The organism is Mucilaginibacter sp. (assembly GCF_035492695.1).
In the GTDB taxonomy this organism is placed as follows: Bacteria; Bacteroidota; Bacteroidia; order Sphingobacteriales; family Sphingobacteriaceae; genus Mucilaginibacter.
The window spans coordinates 253,772-271,909 of record NZ_DATJJC010000007.1 but is presented as its reverse complement, the minus strand read 5'-3'; the positions used below and the strand labels follow the sequence as shown (position 1 = coordinate 271,909).

The 18,138-nt window shown below is 46.1% G+C and carries 6 protein-coding genes; 2 read left to right on the top strand and 4 right to left on the bottom strand.

Annotated features, from left to right (window positions below):
* Window positions 1-106 precede the first annotated feature (106 nt).
* From VL525_RS05335 to VL525_RS05325, 3 genes are all read right to left on the bottom strand, one after another.
* Entirely contained in the window at window positions 107-1,618 is a 1,512-nt protein-coding gene (locus tag VL525_RS05335) for a RagB/SusD family nutrient uptake outer membrane protein (protein WP_325384131.1), read from the bottom strand.
* Between the two features lie 73 nt (window positions 1,619-1,691).
* Window positions 1,692-4,919: a TonB-dependent receptor gene (locus tag VL525_RS05330; RefSeq protein ID WP_325384129.1), complete on the bottom strand. Its 3,228-nt coding sequence runs from the start codon at window positions 4,917-4,919 to the stop codon at window positions 1,692-1,694.
* A 101-nt stretch (window positions 4,920-5,020) separates the two neighbouring features.
* On the bottom strand, window positions 5,021-8,371 hold the full coding sequence (locus VL525_RS05325; RefSeq protein WP_325384127.1) for a VCBS repeat-containing protein: 3,351 nt from the start codon (window positions 8,369-8,371) through the stop codon (window positions 5,021-5,023).
* Between the two features lie 291 nt (window positions 8,372-8,662).
* Between VL525_RS05325 and VL525_RS05320 the strand changes: the two genes are divergently transcribed.
* Window positions 8,663-9,703, top strand: coding sequence for a LacI family DNA-binding transcriptional regulator (locus VL525_RS05320; RefSeq protein ID WP_325384125.1), 1,041 nt, complete (start codon window positions 8,663-8,665; stop codon window positions 9,701-9,703).
* 63 nt (window positions 9,704-9,766) lie between these two features.
* Here VL525_RS05320 and VL525_RS05315 read toward each other — a convergent pair whose 3' ends face one another.
* Window positions 9,767-16,426: a putative Ig domain-containing protein gene (locus VL525_RS05315; protein WP_325384123.1), complete on the bottom strand. Its 6,660-nt coding sequence runs from the start codon at window positions 16,424-16,426 to the stop codon at window positions 9,767-9,769.
* A 574-nt stretch (window positions 16,427-17,000) separates the two neighbouring features.
* Here VL525_RS05315 and VL525_RS05310 point away from each other — a divergent pair.
* Window positions 17,001-18,137 carry a DUF4249 domain-containing protein gene (locus VL525_RS05310; RefSeq protein ID WP_325384121.1) on the top strand — a complete coding sequence of 379 codons (1,137 nt, stop codon included), beginning with the start codon at window positions 17,001-17,003 and terminating at the stop codon, window positions 18,135-18,137.
* The last annotated feature ends 1 nt before the right edge of the window (window position 18,138 follow it).

The window sequence follows — 18,138 nt, the reverse complement described above, 5'->3', positions numbered from 1 at the left end:
TTGTTATATCATTGGTTAAAAAGCTCTTTAAGAAAAAATTAATGGGCTCCTTGCGGATCACCCATTAATCAATCAACTAATCTCAGAATTAATAGTACAGACCCTGTTAATAATTAGGGTTTTGCTTGATAACTCCTTTACTTTCATCAATTATTTTTTGAGGTATTGGCATAAAATAATCCTTCGGCCTTTGGAAGGTTCTCGCCGGCACAATAACGGCACCGTTGTAAGGCGGCAGCGGCGATGCTTTCTTTGGCTTGCCTACAATGGTATCCAAATTCACTATCTGGTCCTTATCCCAACGCAGCAAATCCTGCCAGCGTACATTTTCGCCACCTAATTCGACTCTTTTTTCATGGATGAGTTGTTTCATCCCGGCTCCGGCTACCGGATCAAGGCCTGCTCTTACCCGTACTGCATTAATTTCCGCATCGCCGCTGCCAGCGCCTGATTGCCTGATCTTGGCTTCGGCTACTATCAGGTATATCTCAGCCGTTCTCAGCAGGGGCTGCTTCAGGTCAAAATTCAGGTTTCCGTCGCCGCTTGGCATGTAGGCCGTATATTTCCGGATGTAGTAACCGGTGGTCGACATACTCGGCAGCATCCTGCCTGTTGATTGCCCGGCTTTCCCGGCAAACATTTGCACAGCGTCCTCTGCCGATATGGTCGACAGGTTGGTTTGATAAGGGATAGAATCGCCGACTGCTAAAACCGTAGTCTTTTCCCTTTTATCACCGGCTTCAAATTCGTCTACGAAGTTTTGTGTCGGGTGGTGAAAGCCCCATCCCTGCCATGGCCGGGGAGAAAAGTAGATAGCCATGGGAGACTGCACCGATCCTGAAATTTCGCCGTTTTGATTCCACACGGCAAATAATAACTCGTTGCTGGTAGTTTGCTGGATACCCGGCGTAAAGTTATCGTCGTAGTTTGGGGCCAACGAGTAATTGGCATCATTAATAACCGCGGTACCATATTGAATAGATTTAGCAAAATCGTCTTCAAACAGGTACAGTTTACTCAGCAATCCTTCGGCCGCGCCTTTACTTACCCGCCCTTTATCAGCAGCATCATAGGTTTCGGGGAGCAGGTTTATCGCTTTCAAAAGATCCGATTCAACCTGTGCCCGCACCTGGTCCAATGTTGCTTTCGGAACATTGTAGTTACTTGCCTGTACGTTCGCTTCGGTTATTATCGGCACTTCACCATATATCTGGCTTAGTAAAAAATAAGCATAAGCCCTAAGGAAATAAGCTTCGCCCATCGAGCGGTTACGGATCGCATCGTCCATCACCGGAACTTTGGGGATATAAAATATAGCATTATTTGCCCTGCCTATCTGTTCGTACGCAAAAGGCCACGTATAATAAATCACTTGCAAAGAAGGGTCCGCATTCAGGTTACCAACCGCCTGGAAGTCGGAGTGGTCGCCCGCCACATAAATATCGTCCGACTGGTCGTCGTAAGTATATAGCGCGTGCCCTACCCAATCTTCGACATAGAGGACATTATATATCCCCAAAACATTGGCAATAACATCATTCTGGTTACGCCAGTAGGTAGCCGTAGTGTACGAGCCCGTCGGTTTCTGATCGAGAGGCTTTTTAATACAGCTTTCCATACATATCATGCTAATACATAATATGCTTAATAATTTGTATCTGTTTGAATTCATAATTCTTTGCTCTAATAAGTTAAAAATTAGCTGTCACTCCAAAGGTTACGTTTCGCGCGCTTGGGTATTGAGCAACGTCGACCCCTTTTTGCGAGTTTGCAGGGTTATTGCCCGAACTGGTGTAGCCCAACTCAGGTGTATATCCTTTATATCCCGTGATCGTGAAAACATTATATGAACTAACATATACCCGTATATCAGGCAACTGTACATCGGCTATACTCTTCTTTGCAAAAGTGTACCCGAGTGAAACGCTCTTTAAAGCTATGTAGGTCCCGTTTTCAACCCACATATCTGATGAGCGGTAGTTGTTATTCAAATTTGAATTGGACAGGCGCGGAATTGTATTGCTGGTCCCCTGCCCGTGCCATCTCCCCTCCTGTTCGGCATACCAATTGAAAACCTGTGTCCCGTCTAAACCTGCAAGGCGATCGGCATTGTATAATTTAAAGCCCGCTTCGCCGGCAAAGTTGAAGGCAAAATCAAAATTCTTATAGGCGAGTGAGCCATGAACGCCGAATACAACCTTAGGGTTAGGATTGCCGAGATTGGTACGGTCCTTATCATCAACTACCCCATCTCCGTTCAGGTCCAAAAACCTTACATCGCCTGGCTTTATGTTGCCTTTGTTTGGGTCATTTTTGATATTAGGATCATTATCGATATCCGCCTGCGTCTGGTAAAGTCCGTTTGTTTTAAATCCATAAAACGATGCAATTGACTGTCCCTCGTAAGTACGCGAGATATCAACATTCTCCCGACCATAAGACGTGGAACCGATATAGTTGGACTGCCCGTAGAGTTTTGTTACTTTATTCTTTAGAAAGGACGCGTTCGCGCCGAACGAGTATTTCAATTTCCCTGCGTTGTTGTGATAGTTGAGATCTATCTCGATACCGTGGTTATTCATTTCACCAATGTTTTGATTTGGCAAAGTGATGTTTCCGGGATCGTCCGGCAAATTAGTTTGGGCGCCGAAAGTCTCTACAAGCTGGTACGGGATCAGCATGTCGGTGGTGTTCTTATTAAAATAGGTAACAGAACCTGTTAAGTGCTCTTTCAAAGCCGAAAACTCTAACGCGATGTTGGTCTCGCTGGCCCTTTCCCAGGTAATGTTAGGATTAGCCAAGCCGGTTATAAAAGCACCGCTTTGTAAAACCGTGCCTGTTCCCAAAGCATATCCATAGTTGGTGGCATAGCCCAGCGTGCTGAGGTATTGAAAATTTCCGATGTTTTGATTGCCTAACTGCCCCCAGCCGCCGGTAAGTTTTAACGAGCTGAAGATATTTTTGAGACCATCGCCATAAAAATTTTCGTCCGAGATGCGCCAACCGGCAGAAAAGGCCGGGAAATAGCCCCATTGTTTACCGGGTGCAAATTTGCTCGAACCGTCGGCACGCATGGTTACGGTGAGCAAATACTTACTATTATAAGCGTAATTACCCCTTACGAAATACGACTGCAAGCCTTCGGTTGGGTTATTGTTGCCGCTGTTGTTGGCGCTATTGCCAAGGTTCAGCACACGCTGATCGGGGTCTATATCCGTAAAGCCCGAACGGGAAGCATTTACATAATTACCCTTGATCAATTGTGCGGAGTAACCACCTGTCAGCGTAACTTCGTGCACGTTGTTAAATATTTTGTTGTAGGTTAGGAAATACTCTTCCAACAACGACGAGCCTTTGCTGTAACCCTGGTTAAGGGACGCGATGGAAGGCCCACGGGTTTGATCGGGCATTGGCACCTGGAAATTATAATAGTCTGAGTAATTATTGTCATAGGCATAGTTGGCTTTTATTTTTAATCCTTCTACTATCTCAACTTCGGCATACCCATTGGCAAGCAGCCTGTTCACCTTGTTATAGGCATCGGTTAGTCGTGCTGTCGCAACCGGGTTATTGATGTCGCCAAGCTGGTTATCGGCCTGTGACGAGCCGTATGAGCCGTCGGGATTCATGACCGGTATGGCCGGATTGAAACGAATGGCGCTCCAAACTAATCCCGCCTGGGTCGACCGTGTATCCGGCGATGTATTGTTGGAGTTGGAGTAAAGTATATTTTCGCCAACTTTTATTCTCGAAGTAACCTTATGTTCGGAGTTAACCCTAAAATTATAACGGGTAAACAGCGAATTGGGGATCATACCTGTTTCGTTATAATAGTTACCCGAAAAGCTGTAAACCGAACTGGTGTTACCTCCCCTTACAGCAAAATCAGCATTCTGCACATGGCCCGTACCCATCAGGGCACGCTGCCAGTCGGTCCGCTGAACTGAATAATACGGGTTGGCCCAAATTGTCGGCGGGGTAAGATCATCGTTGGTATACGATTCGATCTTAAGTTTCGCCAACTCCGGAGCCGTTAGCATCTTAATAAATTTAACAGGGCTGTTCTCACCTGCATACAGGTTCACACTGGTTTTCAGCTTTTCATTAAAGTTGCCCTTTTTGGTGGTGATAATTACAACGCCGTTGGCCGCCCTTGAACCATAGATAGCTGATGCGGATGCATCCTTTAATATATCGATGGTGGCAATATCATTGGCATTTACATCGTTCAGCCCTCCGGCCGGTACACCGTCAATGATCACAAGCGGATCGGCATTATTGATGGTACCGGTACCCCTGATACGAATACTTGGTGTACCACCCGGTGCGCCGTCATTCCTGACAATGTCCACACCCGAAGCACGGCCCTGTAACGCATCAGCAGGGTTACTAACCGGAAGGTTTTTCAGGTCCTCACCTTTTACACTGACAATGGAGCCGGTAACATTTCTCTTTGACTGCGAGCCGTATCCAACAACTACAACTTCATTAAGAACGCCGACAGCCGCGGGAAGTACGATGAAAATGTCGGCTGGGGTGCTGTCGCCTACAATGATGTGTTTGGTAACCGGTTTCATCCCAATGTACGAAACGTACAGGTCATACTCGCCCGGCGGTACATTCAACTGAAACCTTCCGTTAACATCGGTAGTGCCCGCTACGCCGATCTTTTTAATAGCGACGGTAGCGCCGGGTACCGGGGCGTTGCTTTCATCAAGGACTACGCCTTTGATGATCGTCCCTGCAGATACCGCAGGGCTCTTTAGATACGTTGGAATTCCGCCTGCGGTAATTCCACCTGCCCTTGTTTGTACGATCAAGATCGCGACAAAAAAGAGAGTAAGCACACCCGGCTTTACTAAAGATCTCTGATAAAATCTTCTCTCAACAAGGAACTTTTCTTTTAAAATTTGAATCATGGAGTTTGGTTTTATTTCAAAAGGTTGTTAATAATTAATTAGTGAATATGTGGTTGGATAGTTATTTCAACATGCTGTGTAATTGAATTTATATGTTACTCCTAATGATCGCGCCGCCAAACCTGCACGGCATCGTTACTTTTGGCTGCAATCAGCCAATACCCGCCTTTAGCATCGTTAACCCGTACCAGGTTTCTCACGTCGCCACTTATATCAAGCCCCGTTTCCGTATATCCGAGAGATGAAAAGCCCCCTTTCCCGTCTGTCTTTAGAATAGTCCCGATACCGGCATCCAGCGGACCGAATTGTACCCGGAAGGGGTAAAAATTACCGGCAAGGATGAGGTATTTTTCCCCGTTTGGCCCGATATCACCCGGCACAATGCCATTCACCATACTTGTTTGCGCCGGAGACGGTAATTTCTTTATAGTAAGATGCCGATGGCCCGAATTTTTAAGCTCGGCCGACTCGAGCATATTGACCTTCACGGTTGTGGCCGCAGCTAGTTTTTCGGGCGGAAAAAGATCCGATAACCGGGCATCTGCGAAGTCGGCATAGCGCCCGAACTTCTTCTGTAACCAGGGCATCTGGTCCATCAGCTCATCCCTTGTGTAATAGGGATAACTTTTGCCCTGTATATAATAACACAAAACCGGCAGCATTTGCCCGTCATTATTGAAATCGGAGCAAGTGATCGTAACGGGCTCGTCCGGCGACGCTTTAAGCTGGGTGTTCAATCCCAAATTACCGGCAATCAGGTCGGTATTGCCATCGCCGTCCAGATCGGCAGCAGCTATCCTGCTCCACCAGCCATTGGTACCGGCAAGGCCATATTCTTTAGTTTGGTTAATAAGCGATCCCTTTTGATTTTCAAAGACCGTAACGGGCATAAACTGGCCCACTACAACCAGGTCCATCCATCCGTCTTTATTTAGGTCAACCCAAACGGCGTCTGTCACCATACCGGGGTTACGTAGCGTGGTATCTTTTTGCGAATGATCTTCTTCGAACTGAATTTTCCCCTTACTGCTGACGTTTTTAAGTATATAGCTGGGCGGCGCCATAGGGAACATCCCCGGTTTATACCTGCCCCCGATGAAAAGATCAATTTTCCCGTCGTGATCAATATCCGCTGCCCGGGCACAACTCGCGCTGATGAATTCTTTGGGCAGGGCATTTAAAACCTGTTTAAAATTGCCTTTCCCGTCATTTTCAAAAAGACGATCCTGGTAGTTTTCATTGCCTGATGGATATTCAGCACCGCCACTTACAAGGTACATGTCCAAATCCCCGTCGCCGTCCGCATCAAAAAACAAGGCGTCAGCATTGAAAGGAAGCGTATTGCTGTTCCATGGCTGGGACGGAGCAAGCACAAAATGACCATCCCGCGTTTGAAGATATAGCTGGCTGGACTGACCTATGCCTGCACCAATAAATACATCTTCCAAGCCGTCCCCATTTACATCGGCCTTAGCGATGCAGGGCCCCATTTTTGAAACCTGGTAAGGTAGTAACGGAGAGATTTTAAAGTCGACGTAGGATGATGCCTTATCAGTAAAGTTAATTCCCGAGGTTGCAGTTACATCTTTAAACAGTGGCTTTGTATTTTCTTTGTCAGGGATATTTTTTAGCGGCGCGGCATTCTTTTGTTCAATTACAATTAACCTGTCTGCCTTAATATTCTTCAACTCCGATACTTCCCCTGTCGGCCAAACTACTTTTAAAGACCGGATAATGCTGTCGTGTCCAAGGCCGAAATGCAGCACCGGGTCGACCGAGGACTGAAAGCCCCTGTTGAAATATTGCTCCTGGAATTGGCTGTTGTGTTCAGTTGTCACATAAACCTTTGCCCCTATGCCTGATGTGTTTTTGTTAGCTCCCTTAAGTTGCAATCTTAGAAAATTAGATTTATGCGATCGCTCTGAAGTGTTATTCCGGTAAACGGTTGCTACACCATCTAACTGATTGATGACCAGGTCCAGGTCGCCATCGCCATCCAAATCAGCGTAAACAGCGCCATTACTTACCCCCAGTTTTGTCAGCCCCCAATTTGCAGTTACATTGGCAAATGTTAAATCGCCGTTGTTTTTGAACAGGTAGTTGGTAAGCATGGTGGTTGGCATTTTTTTAACAAGCTCCCATATTTCGCTTTTATCCTGTTTCTCTTTAATGTATTGGGGCGAATACCCTGACGAATACTTCACAAAGTCGAGGTTTGTCATATCCTTCAGGATACCGTTGGTAACGAACAGATCCTTCCAGCCATCGTTGTCAAGGTCGGCGAAAAGCGGCGCCCAGCTCCAGTCGGTGTTTGATACGCCCGCCATCTGGCCAATTTCGGACAACATCGGCGTGCCATCGGCACTATTCCCGTTATTGAGCTGCAGGGAATTCCGCATCAACTGCTTATGGAATCCATGTTCGACCAGTAACTGAAATTTATCATAATTATCGGCCCCGCGCAGCAGCTTTTGCCGGTGATTGTCTTCGGGCAGCATGTCCAATTCCACAACATCCGGGCGGTTGTCGTTGTTGAAGTCCGCTATATCGCTGCCCATGGCAAATTCCGAAATATGTTTCGTCGCTTTGGTCAGCACCTCCCTAAAGGTGCCGTCATGGTTATTTAAGTATAAAAAATCACGTTCGTCGTAATCATTGGTCACGTAAATATCGGGCCATCCGTCGCCGTTAATATCACTTACCGAGGCGCTTAGGCTAAAATTGAGTCCGCTGCCATCAATATGCGCCTGATCGCTGATATCGGTAAAATGCCCGTTATCATTACGGTACAGCCTGTTCCCAAATTTGGCGTTCCTTGTTTTTCGCAGCTTTTCAGTATTAAAAAAGGGATTGAAGAATTCGTTAGCATGATCGACCAGGAACATATCCAGGTCGCCATCGTTATCCATATCAAAAAAAACAGCCGAGGTTGAAAAAGTGCCTGTTGCATCAAGACCGTAGGTCTTGGCACTTTCGGTAAAGGTTGGGATGCCGTTTTTGCTTCCGTTGTTGATATATAATTCATTTGCCCTTGCTGAATCGCTGCCCACGCCCGAGTAGCAAACATAAATATCAAGCAAGCCATCGCCATTCACATCGGCCATAACCACACCGGTTTTCCACCTGTCGCGCCCCTTAACACCGGCTTGCTCCGTTATATCTTCAAATTTGAAGTTGCCTTTATTGAGATAAAGCTTATTTGGCGACATGTTGCCGGTGAAAAAGACATCCGGCAGCCCATCGTTGTTCAAATCGCCAACGGCAACGCCGCCGCCATTGTATAAATACTCGTAGGTAAGGATATTTTGCTCTTTTGTTTCTTCAATATCATTTCTGAAAATAATATTTGAATAAGAAGGTTCGATCTCGGTGAATACCGTATCCGGCTTGCGTGTGCACGCAAACACCGACAGGCAATAAAGAATAAGAAATAATTTTAGTAGAGATTTCATTACATGTCAGAGCAACACTTATTGTAAATTATACACTAATTCTTTATTTATTCTTGCGGCTCAACTATTTACGATCCGCTGGTTTTGCTACACGAATGTAATTTTTGATAAGACAATTGCGTCGCGAGTAAGCGAATTTATTTACGAAACCGGTTGCGTTTATGTCTTATTTTTTAAAAAGATGAAAATCTTTTTAAAAATGCAAATAAAGTAAGACCTTAGGAGCCTAACTATTGTTTTTCAATATTATTTTGATAACTTGTTATACTTTTATAACTCCTTCCGAGCCTAATGAGTGGTTTTCAAAGCAATACTTCCATTAAACTCCTTGCTGAAAAGCTTGGTTTATCAAAAGGTACTGTCTCCAAAGCACTGAAGGATAGCCATGAGATCAGCGCCGCAACCAAGGCGAAAGTGTTAGCCGCGGCGCAGGAGCTGAACTATATACCTAATCATTTTGCGAGCGGGCTAAAGAGCAGGAAAAGCAGAACCGTCGCCGTTATTGTTCCGGAAATTGTAGATAGTTTCTTTTCATTAGCCATAAAGGGGATCGAAGCGGTAACCCAGGAAAAAGGGTATCACATTAATGTTTATATAACAAATGACCTCAGGTCGAAAGAAGAAGATATCATTAAAGTATTATCGGATGGACGGGTAGACGGAGTTTTGATATCGGTGTGCAGAGAGGCTACCGACAACTGTCATCTGAAAAAGCTGGCCGATCATGGTATCCCCCTGGTTTTTTTTGACAGAGTGGCAGATGATATTGAGGCCGGCAAAGTTGTAACCGATGATTTTGAAGGCGGTTATATTGCCGCCCGGCACCTGGCAGAGCAAGGCTGTAAAAAGATCTATTTCCTTTCTATATCAGAGGGGCTTTCAATCCTTCGAAAAAGAATGGATGGATTTATCAGGGCACTTCACGAAAACAACATTGAAGACCCTACGAAAAATGTTTACCAGATCCCCACGGATAAAACCAAAAGTGAGGAGGCAATTAAAATCCTTCTATCAAGCCCGCATCATCGTCCCGACGGTATCGTTGCCTCCGTTGAGTTGCTAACCATTCCCATATATAATGCCTGCAAGCAACAGCGCATTGCGATACCCGATCAATTGAAAGTGGTTTGTTTTTCGAATCTTTTGTATGCCTCTATTTTGTCGCCATCTTTAAGTACCATTACACAGCCTGCCTTCGAGATTGGTCAACAAGCCGCCCGCCTCATCTGCAATTCCATTGAAAGAGATACTTTTATCAAGAATGAAAGAATTATCTGCCCTTCAAAGCTCGACGTTAGGGAATCAACATCCACATCGGTGCTATCTAACTGAGCAGGCACAATAGAAAAGGGGATAAGCTTGCGTTCATCCCCATCTCGTTTTAAATGTTCAGGTTTACAATTTCACAAAGGTCGTCTCGCCTATAAGATAGTTATTGTTATCTACTACCTGCAGGATATATGTGCCAGGCAGCAATCTGCTTACATCATTTTGCCAATTGGTTTGGGTAGTTGTCGCTGTTTTCATTAAGGCGCCTGTTGAACTTACTATCCGGATATTGTAAACGGCTGTGACCGGCGAGGCGGCAAGGCTTGTCATGCCGATACCCGTCTGGCTTATCTTTTGGCCCGAACCAAAAGCCGGATTAATGGTCAGGTTGATGGAGCTTTTTGCAGGATTCGGATAGAGTGAAATATTACTTTTGGCCAGGCCGTTCACATTGTCGGTATACATCAATGTAACCACATTTGAATAGGTAATATTACCATTAAGGTCCTCCATCTTTAAGCGATACATGTCTTTGGAAGCCGGTGCGGTATCCCACAGGTTATATATCCCTGTCGCATTGGAAGGTGTGCCGCCAAGTACATTGAAAGTGGCGCCTCCATCTGTGCTTCTTTCAACCGTAAAACGGGTATAGTTTTGTTCATTTTCCGTGACCCATGATACTTTTGCGCCCTGCGTAACTTTAGCCGCAGTGAAGTTTAGCAAATGCACCATTAATGCAGGGTCTTCGCGCAACACCAGCTTAAACCGGTTTTTGCCAAATGTTGTCGTATCGCCGGTAATATTAAATGCGTACGTCTGGTTGTGACGCATATCTGATGAGTCCTTTTTATAATTGTCCATCAGCCAAACCTGGTAAATTTGCGGTATCGCCTCCAGTTCGGTCATGTTAAGCGAATAAACTCCGGGCGTGCGCGCTGTTACGTTCAACGGAATTTCCGTTTGCCTGGCTGTTGCAGGCAAAGGCAGCCTGTTAATAGCAAGGTTAATGCCATCGCTCGAAATACTTGACAAGCCCACTTTCCCACTTCCCTGCCTGTACGGTGCATCTTCGTTGCTGATAAACTTCTCAGTTGCAGCAGAGTTAAACCCGATATAAATATCATCGGTATTTATGGTATCCATGGCCAATTGCAAACGCAGATGCTGATCGATCATATTATTGTTCAAAGCAGCAAGGTTATCCTTTGACGACATAAAAAGATTGAGCCCTGTATTTTGTGCTGTTGATTTGGATGTCTCGTTAAATATAAGCTGGGCGCTGCTATTGCTCGCAACTACAAAAAAGCCTTCCCCGCTTACAATATACCGGCGCCCGTGGTTGGTGTAAACGCCGCCTTTCTGATAGGTATCAAAATTGCTTGTTAAAGGGTTTAATTCGTATACCGTAGTACCGACATTACTGCCATATATGCCGCTTGTGGTAGTGGTTGTGTTAAACGATTCCCAGTCGATAGTACTTGCATAAGGATTACCAACCAAATTGAACCCACGAACAAGGGCATTTGTGCCTGCACCTGAACCGGTGTAATTTAATGTCGAAGAGGCGGCATTGTTCCACGGATGCACTATAACCTGGCCCTGGTTTAGTGTGCCGGAGGCGGTAAGTGCAACTGAACCCGGGGTGTAGGTGGTAACGGTTTCATTGGCTACCGTTGTTGCGGCCCTGTTTCCACGGTAGAAGAACAAATAGCCATTACCTACCGGAATATTATAACCGGTTGAACCGCTATTAAGATAATAGGTGTAAGCGGGCGAATTATTGATCTTGCTGATGCCCCACCAATTGCCGCTGATATACGTGGCATTTGAAGGTGTTATATCCTCGCGATACAAGTATAAAGTCGGATTGCCTGTTTTGTCGAATCCGCCGCCTGCGTCGCCGGTGAGATAAATACTGTTTTGCAAATAGTTAATGCTGTAAACCTTGTTTGAGCTTACAGTGCCGGCATATACCGGAGACGATGTAAGCCGGTAACTGCGGTAACCAGACCCGCCTGTTATATAACGTTGCACGTTTACCGTACCTGTAATACTTGGCCCGGTAGGTATGGCAGCAATCGACGCTGAACCTGACGAGACTGAAAGCAATGTCAGATTGCCATTGGCAGCTAAGATAGTGGAGCTGCTACTACCCTGCATTGTCAAAACGCCCGATTTTGAGATATAAAACATACCGCTGCTCATGGTTTTGGTCCCATTTCCACTGAAGTTAACATTGGTAAATGTTGTGCCATTGCCCGATCCGGCGCTTAAGGTCTGGGTCGTTCCATTGAAACTTACCGTCGCGCCGGTAAAATTCGGGTAGTTTGAAGCATCATTGGTCATGTTATTGGTAAAATTACCCGCGATATTCAAATTACCCGACGCAGTCTTTATACCTGTGCCCGAGAAAGCAATATTCTGGTAACTAACACCCGAGGACAGACCGGTAATGCCTGATGCCGTGTAGACCGTTTGGGCCGCGCCGGAATATTCAACAGTGCCGTTAGTATTATTGAAAGTAATAACGTTCGTTCCTGTAGCTGATAAACCGGACAACGCTGTTGCGTTAGCCAACTTCAATGTAGTCGCGGCTGTAGGGACCAATGCAAAAGTTGATGTGGCGCCGGTCGCATTTGTAGTTTGGACAGCACCTGTTAGAACAGTCGTACCACCTGTAAGATTAAATGCTGAATTAAAAGTAGTGGCGCCCGAAGCCGTCGATGTTAACGAAACATTCGTAGTGATATTCAGGTTTGTAACGGATGAGGTCATTGTACTGGTGTATGAACTTCCGAGCGTTGTATTTGAAATAACGCTTATGCTGTTCGCAGTTATTATTCCTGAACCGGTCAATGTTGCGTTGTACCCCAGGCCCGAGCTTGCATCGCTTTGGTAAGTAATAGCGCCCACCACGTTTAATGTGGCTCCGCTATTTACATTAACACCGGGCCACTGGCTGCCAACGTTGCCAAATTGTATCGAACCCACATTCACCGTACCCGACGCTGTCAATACGTTCGGAAAATAATTAAATGACTCGTTAACACCTATCAGGGCGGATTGCGAATTATTGGGCACTACGCCACTTCGCCAGTTAGACGCAGTATTCCAATCGGTACTCGTAACCCCAATCCAATCATTCGACTGGACGCATGATAAAGTAACCGTGGTAGAGCCGCTTCCCGTTATGTTATAAGCAGTAATAGTATACGTTATTGGCCCGAACGTAACAGCAGGCGTTCCACTGATCTCGCCTGTCGAGGTATCAAAACTCAAGCCCAATGGAAGGGGCGAACTAATGCGATACCCGCCATTAGCCGCAAATTCCTTGACTGTATTATTAGTGAAATCCGAAACGTAAAGGTTACCGTTTCCATCGGCCACAAAGCCTTCTACATCGTTAAAGCCGTTGATGGTATTAAGCAGCACTCCGTTTGAGCTGTATATCTTCACCTGGTTATTATGCGAGTCGGCCACAAATACGTTTCCTGAAGGATCGCAGGAAATAGCTAAAGGATCTTCATAACCACTGCTGAATACGCCCTGATAGGTACCTGCTGAATTATATTTTGTTACGTAGCCTTTGTTGGTACCGGCCTGATCCTGGGCACGGTTCAATACGTAAATATTTCCTGAACCGTCTACTGCAACACCATCCGCCTGGTCCATTTGCGAATTATTCAGGGTCATGAGCAATGTTCCCGATGTATTATATTTCGTTACCGAGCTGGTATAAGGCGACGTATAAACATAGGTCGCGATATATAAGTTATCGGAGGGATCGATGCTAATACCCAGCGGGTGGTTCAACCCGGAAATAATGGTTGATTGATAGACCCCTGACGAATTGAATTTATAAATGGCACCTGCGCCGGTGTCTTCTACATAACAATTGCCCGCCGAGTCGAAAACTATACCTTCAGGATTGGTGAAAGTCTTACCCGTTGTGTAGGTACCTACATACACATTGCTGGAATTATATTTACTTATGGTCTTATTATTATAGTTCGCCACATAAATATTTCCCGATGCATCAATGGTCATCAAACTTGGCCCGCTTAAGGATGCACCGGTAAGTGACGTACCAGATGAAACATAGCTGTATCCTGTAACTGCCCCCCCAGTATTAACTGGGTCTAAATTAGGTATGGTTGCATTAAGGCGGTAGACATTGGTTGAAGGCGTATAACTAATAACCGGGGCATGCGGACTAACCGTGATGATCAGGTTCGTGCTCGAGTTGCCGGATGAGTTTGTTGCCTTGATGGTAAACGTAGTTGTCGGAAATACTGCAGTCGGCGTACCAGATATAACACCTGTGCTGGTATTCAACGATAACCCTGATGGCAACGAGCCTCCGGCTGTAATAGCCCAGGTTGATGCTGCACCGCCCGAGTTGGTTGGTGAAGCAGGCGTTATCGTGGTACCTACCGAGTAGGTAACCGTTCCGGGAGAGTAGCTGATATTCGGAGCGTTATTATTGACGCTAATAGTGATAGTTGTGCTTCCGCTGCCTGTAGCATTCGTAGCCGTTATGGTATAAGTTGTGGATGCCTTTGTAGCCGTTGGCGTACCAGATATCACACCTGTAGATGTATTAAATGACAGACCCGATGGCAATGATCCCCCGGCTGTAATGGCCCAGCTTGTTGCAGCTCCGCCTGTATTGGCAGGAGTTAGCGAACTTATTGTGGCCCCTACAGAATAGGTGTTTGTTGACGGCGTGTAACTAATAACCGGAGCCTGGGGGTTGACGGTTAAGGTTATGGTGGTACTTGCGCTGCCGGCGGCATTCGTGGCGGTTACAGTGTATGTAGTGGCTGACGATGTAGCAGTAGGTGTACCGGTTATGGCGCCCGTACTTGTATTGAATGATAAGCCGGCCGGCAATGATGTATTGATAGACCAGCTGGTTGCCGCGCCGCCTGAATTAGTCGGTGTCCAGGTTGTAATAGCCGTGCCCACCACTGCGGTTTTGGCAGACGGGCTATAACTAATATTAGGCACCGACGGGTTATTGCAAGTTATCGTAACAGATGTCGTACTTGTACCAGAGTCATTGTCGGCGGAAATTACATAGGTCGTCGCCGGGGAAGTTGTAGTAGGTGTACCTGAAATCACACCCGTCGTTGTGTTGAACGACAACCCCGCAGGCAATGAAGGACCTATCGAATAAGTATCGGCAGGGCCGCCTGTATTAGTAGGCGATAACGGGGTGATCGCTGTACCTACGGTATAAGTAACTGTAGACGGCGAGTAGCTGACTATCGGCGCTTTAGGGAGCACTGTTATGTTTATCGTTGCAGTCCCGCTGCCGCCTGCATTGGTTGCTGTAATTGTGAAGGCTGCTGTATCAGTAACTGTCGGAGTACCTGTAATCACACCGGTGGTAGCATTAAGGGTCAGACCAGCTGGCAACGACGGGCTTGCAGACCAGCTTGTGGCTGCGCCGCCGGTATTTACGGGCGCCCATGAGCTTATTGCAGTTCCTACGGTATACGTGTTTGAAGATGGCGTATAACTTATGACGGGTGGAGCAGGTAATATAGTGATAGTTATACTTGTACTGCCACTGCCGGCGACGTTAGTTGCTGTTACAGTATATGTTGTTGCAGAAGATAAAGTTGTTGGTGTCCCGGTTATATCGCCGGTACTGGCATTAAGCGACAAGCCGGCAGGTAAGCCGGGGCTTACAGACCAGCTCGCTGCGGCGCCTCCAATATTTACCGGCGACCATGTGCCTATAGCCGTACCGGACGGATAGCTCATTGTTGCAGGCGTATAGCTAATATTCGGCGGTCCCAGGTTTACTTTAATGTTTATTGTCGTACTCGCAGTTACACCTGCAAGGTAGTTTGCAGTTATGGCGTAGTTAGTTGCTGCCGAGGTTGTAGTCGGCGTACCCGAGATAACACCGGTGGATGTGTTGAAAGACAAACCGGCCGGCAACGCAGTACCTATCGAATAACTCGATGGGCTTCCCGTTACTATTGGCGTTAATGACGAAATGGTTACTCCTGTTAAATAAGTATACGGCGACCCTGCATAACCTATAGTCGGCGACAACACGGCAATATTAACCGTAGTATTGCCGCTGCCGCTGGCGTTTGTTGCGGTAATGGTATAGGTTGTAGCCGACGATGATGCAGTAGGTGTTCCCGAAATGATACCGGTCGAGGTATCGAATGACAGACCAGCCGGAAGGGCGGGGCTTATTGAATAACTTGTGGGGTTATTCGTTACCGTGGGTGTTAAAGACGATATTGTTTGACCGGCATAATAGCTAAAAGGCGACCCCGTATAACTAATGGTTGGTACACCTCCGTCAACGGTCAGATCTAAGCCGCTGCTTGTCCATGGGCCGCCGCCGCCATTATTATCAGTAAATTGCAACGTAAAAGGGTATGTGCCCGCTGGAGTTGAATTTGAAGTTGTGACAGTAAAAGTAATGGTGGTGCTACTTCCATTTGGTGTAAATGTAGGCGTTGTGGTCGTTACACCGCCGCCCATAGTCTGGCTGGATGAAAACAACCAGGTTACACCAGTGGGCGTTCCACTGGCCCATGTAAGCAATATATCATCAGCGGAAGTTGTACCGAAAGCGGTGCTTCCCTCAGTAACCGTTATGGTATATGTAACCGAGGTGCCGGTTCCGGCTGTAGCGGTGCCTGTTTGGGTGCCGTAACTTATATTAGTAACTCTTTTCCGTGCGAAAGCCGTCCCGCCAAAAAACAGGGAACCAATGGTTAAAAAAATAATACTAAAAAGTAAACTTCTTTTCATACTCACCACCTTAAATAAGTTAAAGAACAGTTTACGGTATCGGTTTGGGGCTTATTGAAGAGCCAGCACATTTGCATGTTGCCGGATTCAGTATATTTTATACAAAATCGGATCAGGTGTACTTTTTTAAAAAACTCAAAATCAGCAAGTTGTGAAAATATTTTATGAAGAATTTTTGAGCGTGCCTTCTTGTTACCTTGAGATGGGATGTTTAGCCGGGTGTAAAAAGCGTAAACCAGAATGTGTAAAATGGGCAATACGCCGCTCATATTCATTTTTAAATTAACCGTTGTGCTTTTCGCGGGGAAAAACAGGTACTATACGGAGGCCATAAAAAAAATGTTTCGTCCCAAAAAAAATGTGCAAAAATTATGTTACAAAATAAACTATTGGGAAATTTTTTAACCACAAACGCCCTGTCACCCGCCCCACGCTCCCTCATACGGCCGACGCATTACATGCCTTGCAGACGTACTCGTATTTATGGATTAGCCTAATTTGGTTATATAACCTTTTAGCGATAAATTGTCCTTCTATTATTAACCTGGATAAACTTCTGCAAGAAATTCGTTTAATGTCAAAGTGGCTGATCGTATTATTTGTTGCCTTATTGACGGTTGGCTGTAAAAAGGCGTTTGAACCTAAAGATGCCCTGGCAAGCGCCAACCGTTATTTGGTTGTCGAAGGCACAATCAACACCGGTGCCGATTCGACATTTATTACGCTGAGCCGGACAAAAAAATATGGCCCGGGCGTTCAGATCGACAGGGAAACTAACGCGCAGTTAATCGTGCAGAGCGATGCCGGCAACACTTACTCATTATATGAAGTAAGGCCGGGCGTTTATTCGGCTGCCCCGCTGAACCTGGATAATACACACAAATACCGGCTGCATATCAAAACGGCAGGCGGCAAGGAATATCTTTCCGACTATGTAGAGGTGAAAGACTCGCCCTCAATTGATAGCGTCGGCTTTGCTGCGCAAACTAACGGGGTGCAAGTTTATGTAAATACGCATGACGATGCTAATGCGACAAAATATTACCGCTGGGAGTATAGTGAAACATGGCAATTTCAAAGCTTTTTTGAATCCTACATGCTGGGCGATGAACCGCGCCATGTTTGCTACGCAACCGACACTTCGACCGCTGTGCTGCTGGCAAACTCCAATAAGCTTTCGGGCGACCTGATATACCAGGCTCCCTTAGCGTTCATCCAGGGGACATCCGAAAAAATAGAAACCAAATATACCATACTCGTCAAGCAATACGCTTTAACCACCGATGCTTATAATTTCTGGCTGGGCCTGCAAAAAAACACCGACAGGCTGGGCAGCATATTTGACGCGCAGCCTACCGTAAATCAAAGTAATTATCACTGTGTCACTGATCCGCAGGAATTTGTTGTCGGCTATTTGAGCGCAGGGCGCGTGGCAACAAAAAGGATATTTATACTAGCCAGCCAGCTACCGGGCAGCTATAAAGTAAAATACCCGGTTGGTTGTATACTCGATAGTGCCTTTTATTATCATGAACCTTTTTATACCGACCCTAAAGTACTCGGCCCCGAAGCCGGTACTACCCCTGTTGAGCCGTTTTATATAGCGCCGCTTGGTCCGTTTGGCGCGCCTAATTTTATAACATACTCTACTACAACTTGTGTGGATTGTACCATCCGTGGTAAAACCAACCCGCCACCCTACTGGAGGTAGG

Bases quoted from the DNA above. Each gene is read 5' to 3' on its own strand.
- VL525_RS05320 (WP_325384125.1), top strand. From the start codon at position 8,663: ATGAGTGGTTTTCAAAGCAATACTTCCATTAAACTCCTTGCTGAAAAG.
- VL525_RS05330 (WP_325384129.1), bottom strand. From the start codon at position 4,919: ATGATTCAAATTTTAAAAGAAAAGTTCCTTGTTGAGAGAAGATTTTAT.
- VL525_RS05315 (WP_325384123.1), bottom strand. From the start codon at position 16,426: ATGAAAAGAAGTTTACTTTTTAGTATTATTTTTTTAACCATTGGTTCC.
- VL525_RS05310 (WP_325384121.1), top strand. From the start codon at position 17,001: ATGTCAAAGTGGCTGATCGTATTATTTGTTGCCTTATTGACGGTTGGC.
- VL525_RS05335 (WP_325384131.1), bottom strand. From the start codon at position 1,618: ATGGAAAGCTGTATTAAAAAGCCTCTCGATCAGAAACCGACGGGCTCG.
- VL525_RS05325 (WP_325384127.1), bottom strand. From the start codon at position 8,371: ATGAAATCTCTACTAAAATTATTTCTTATTCTTTATTGCCTGTCGGTG.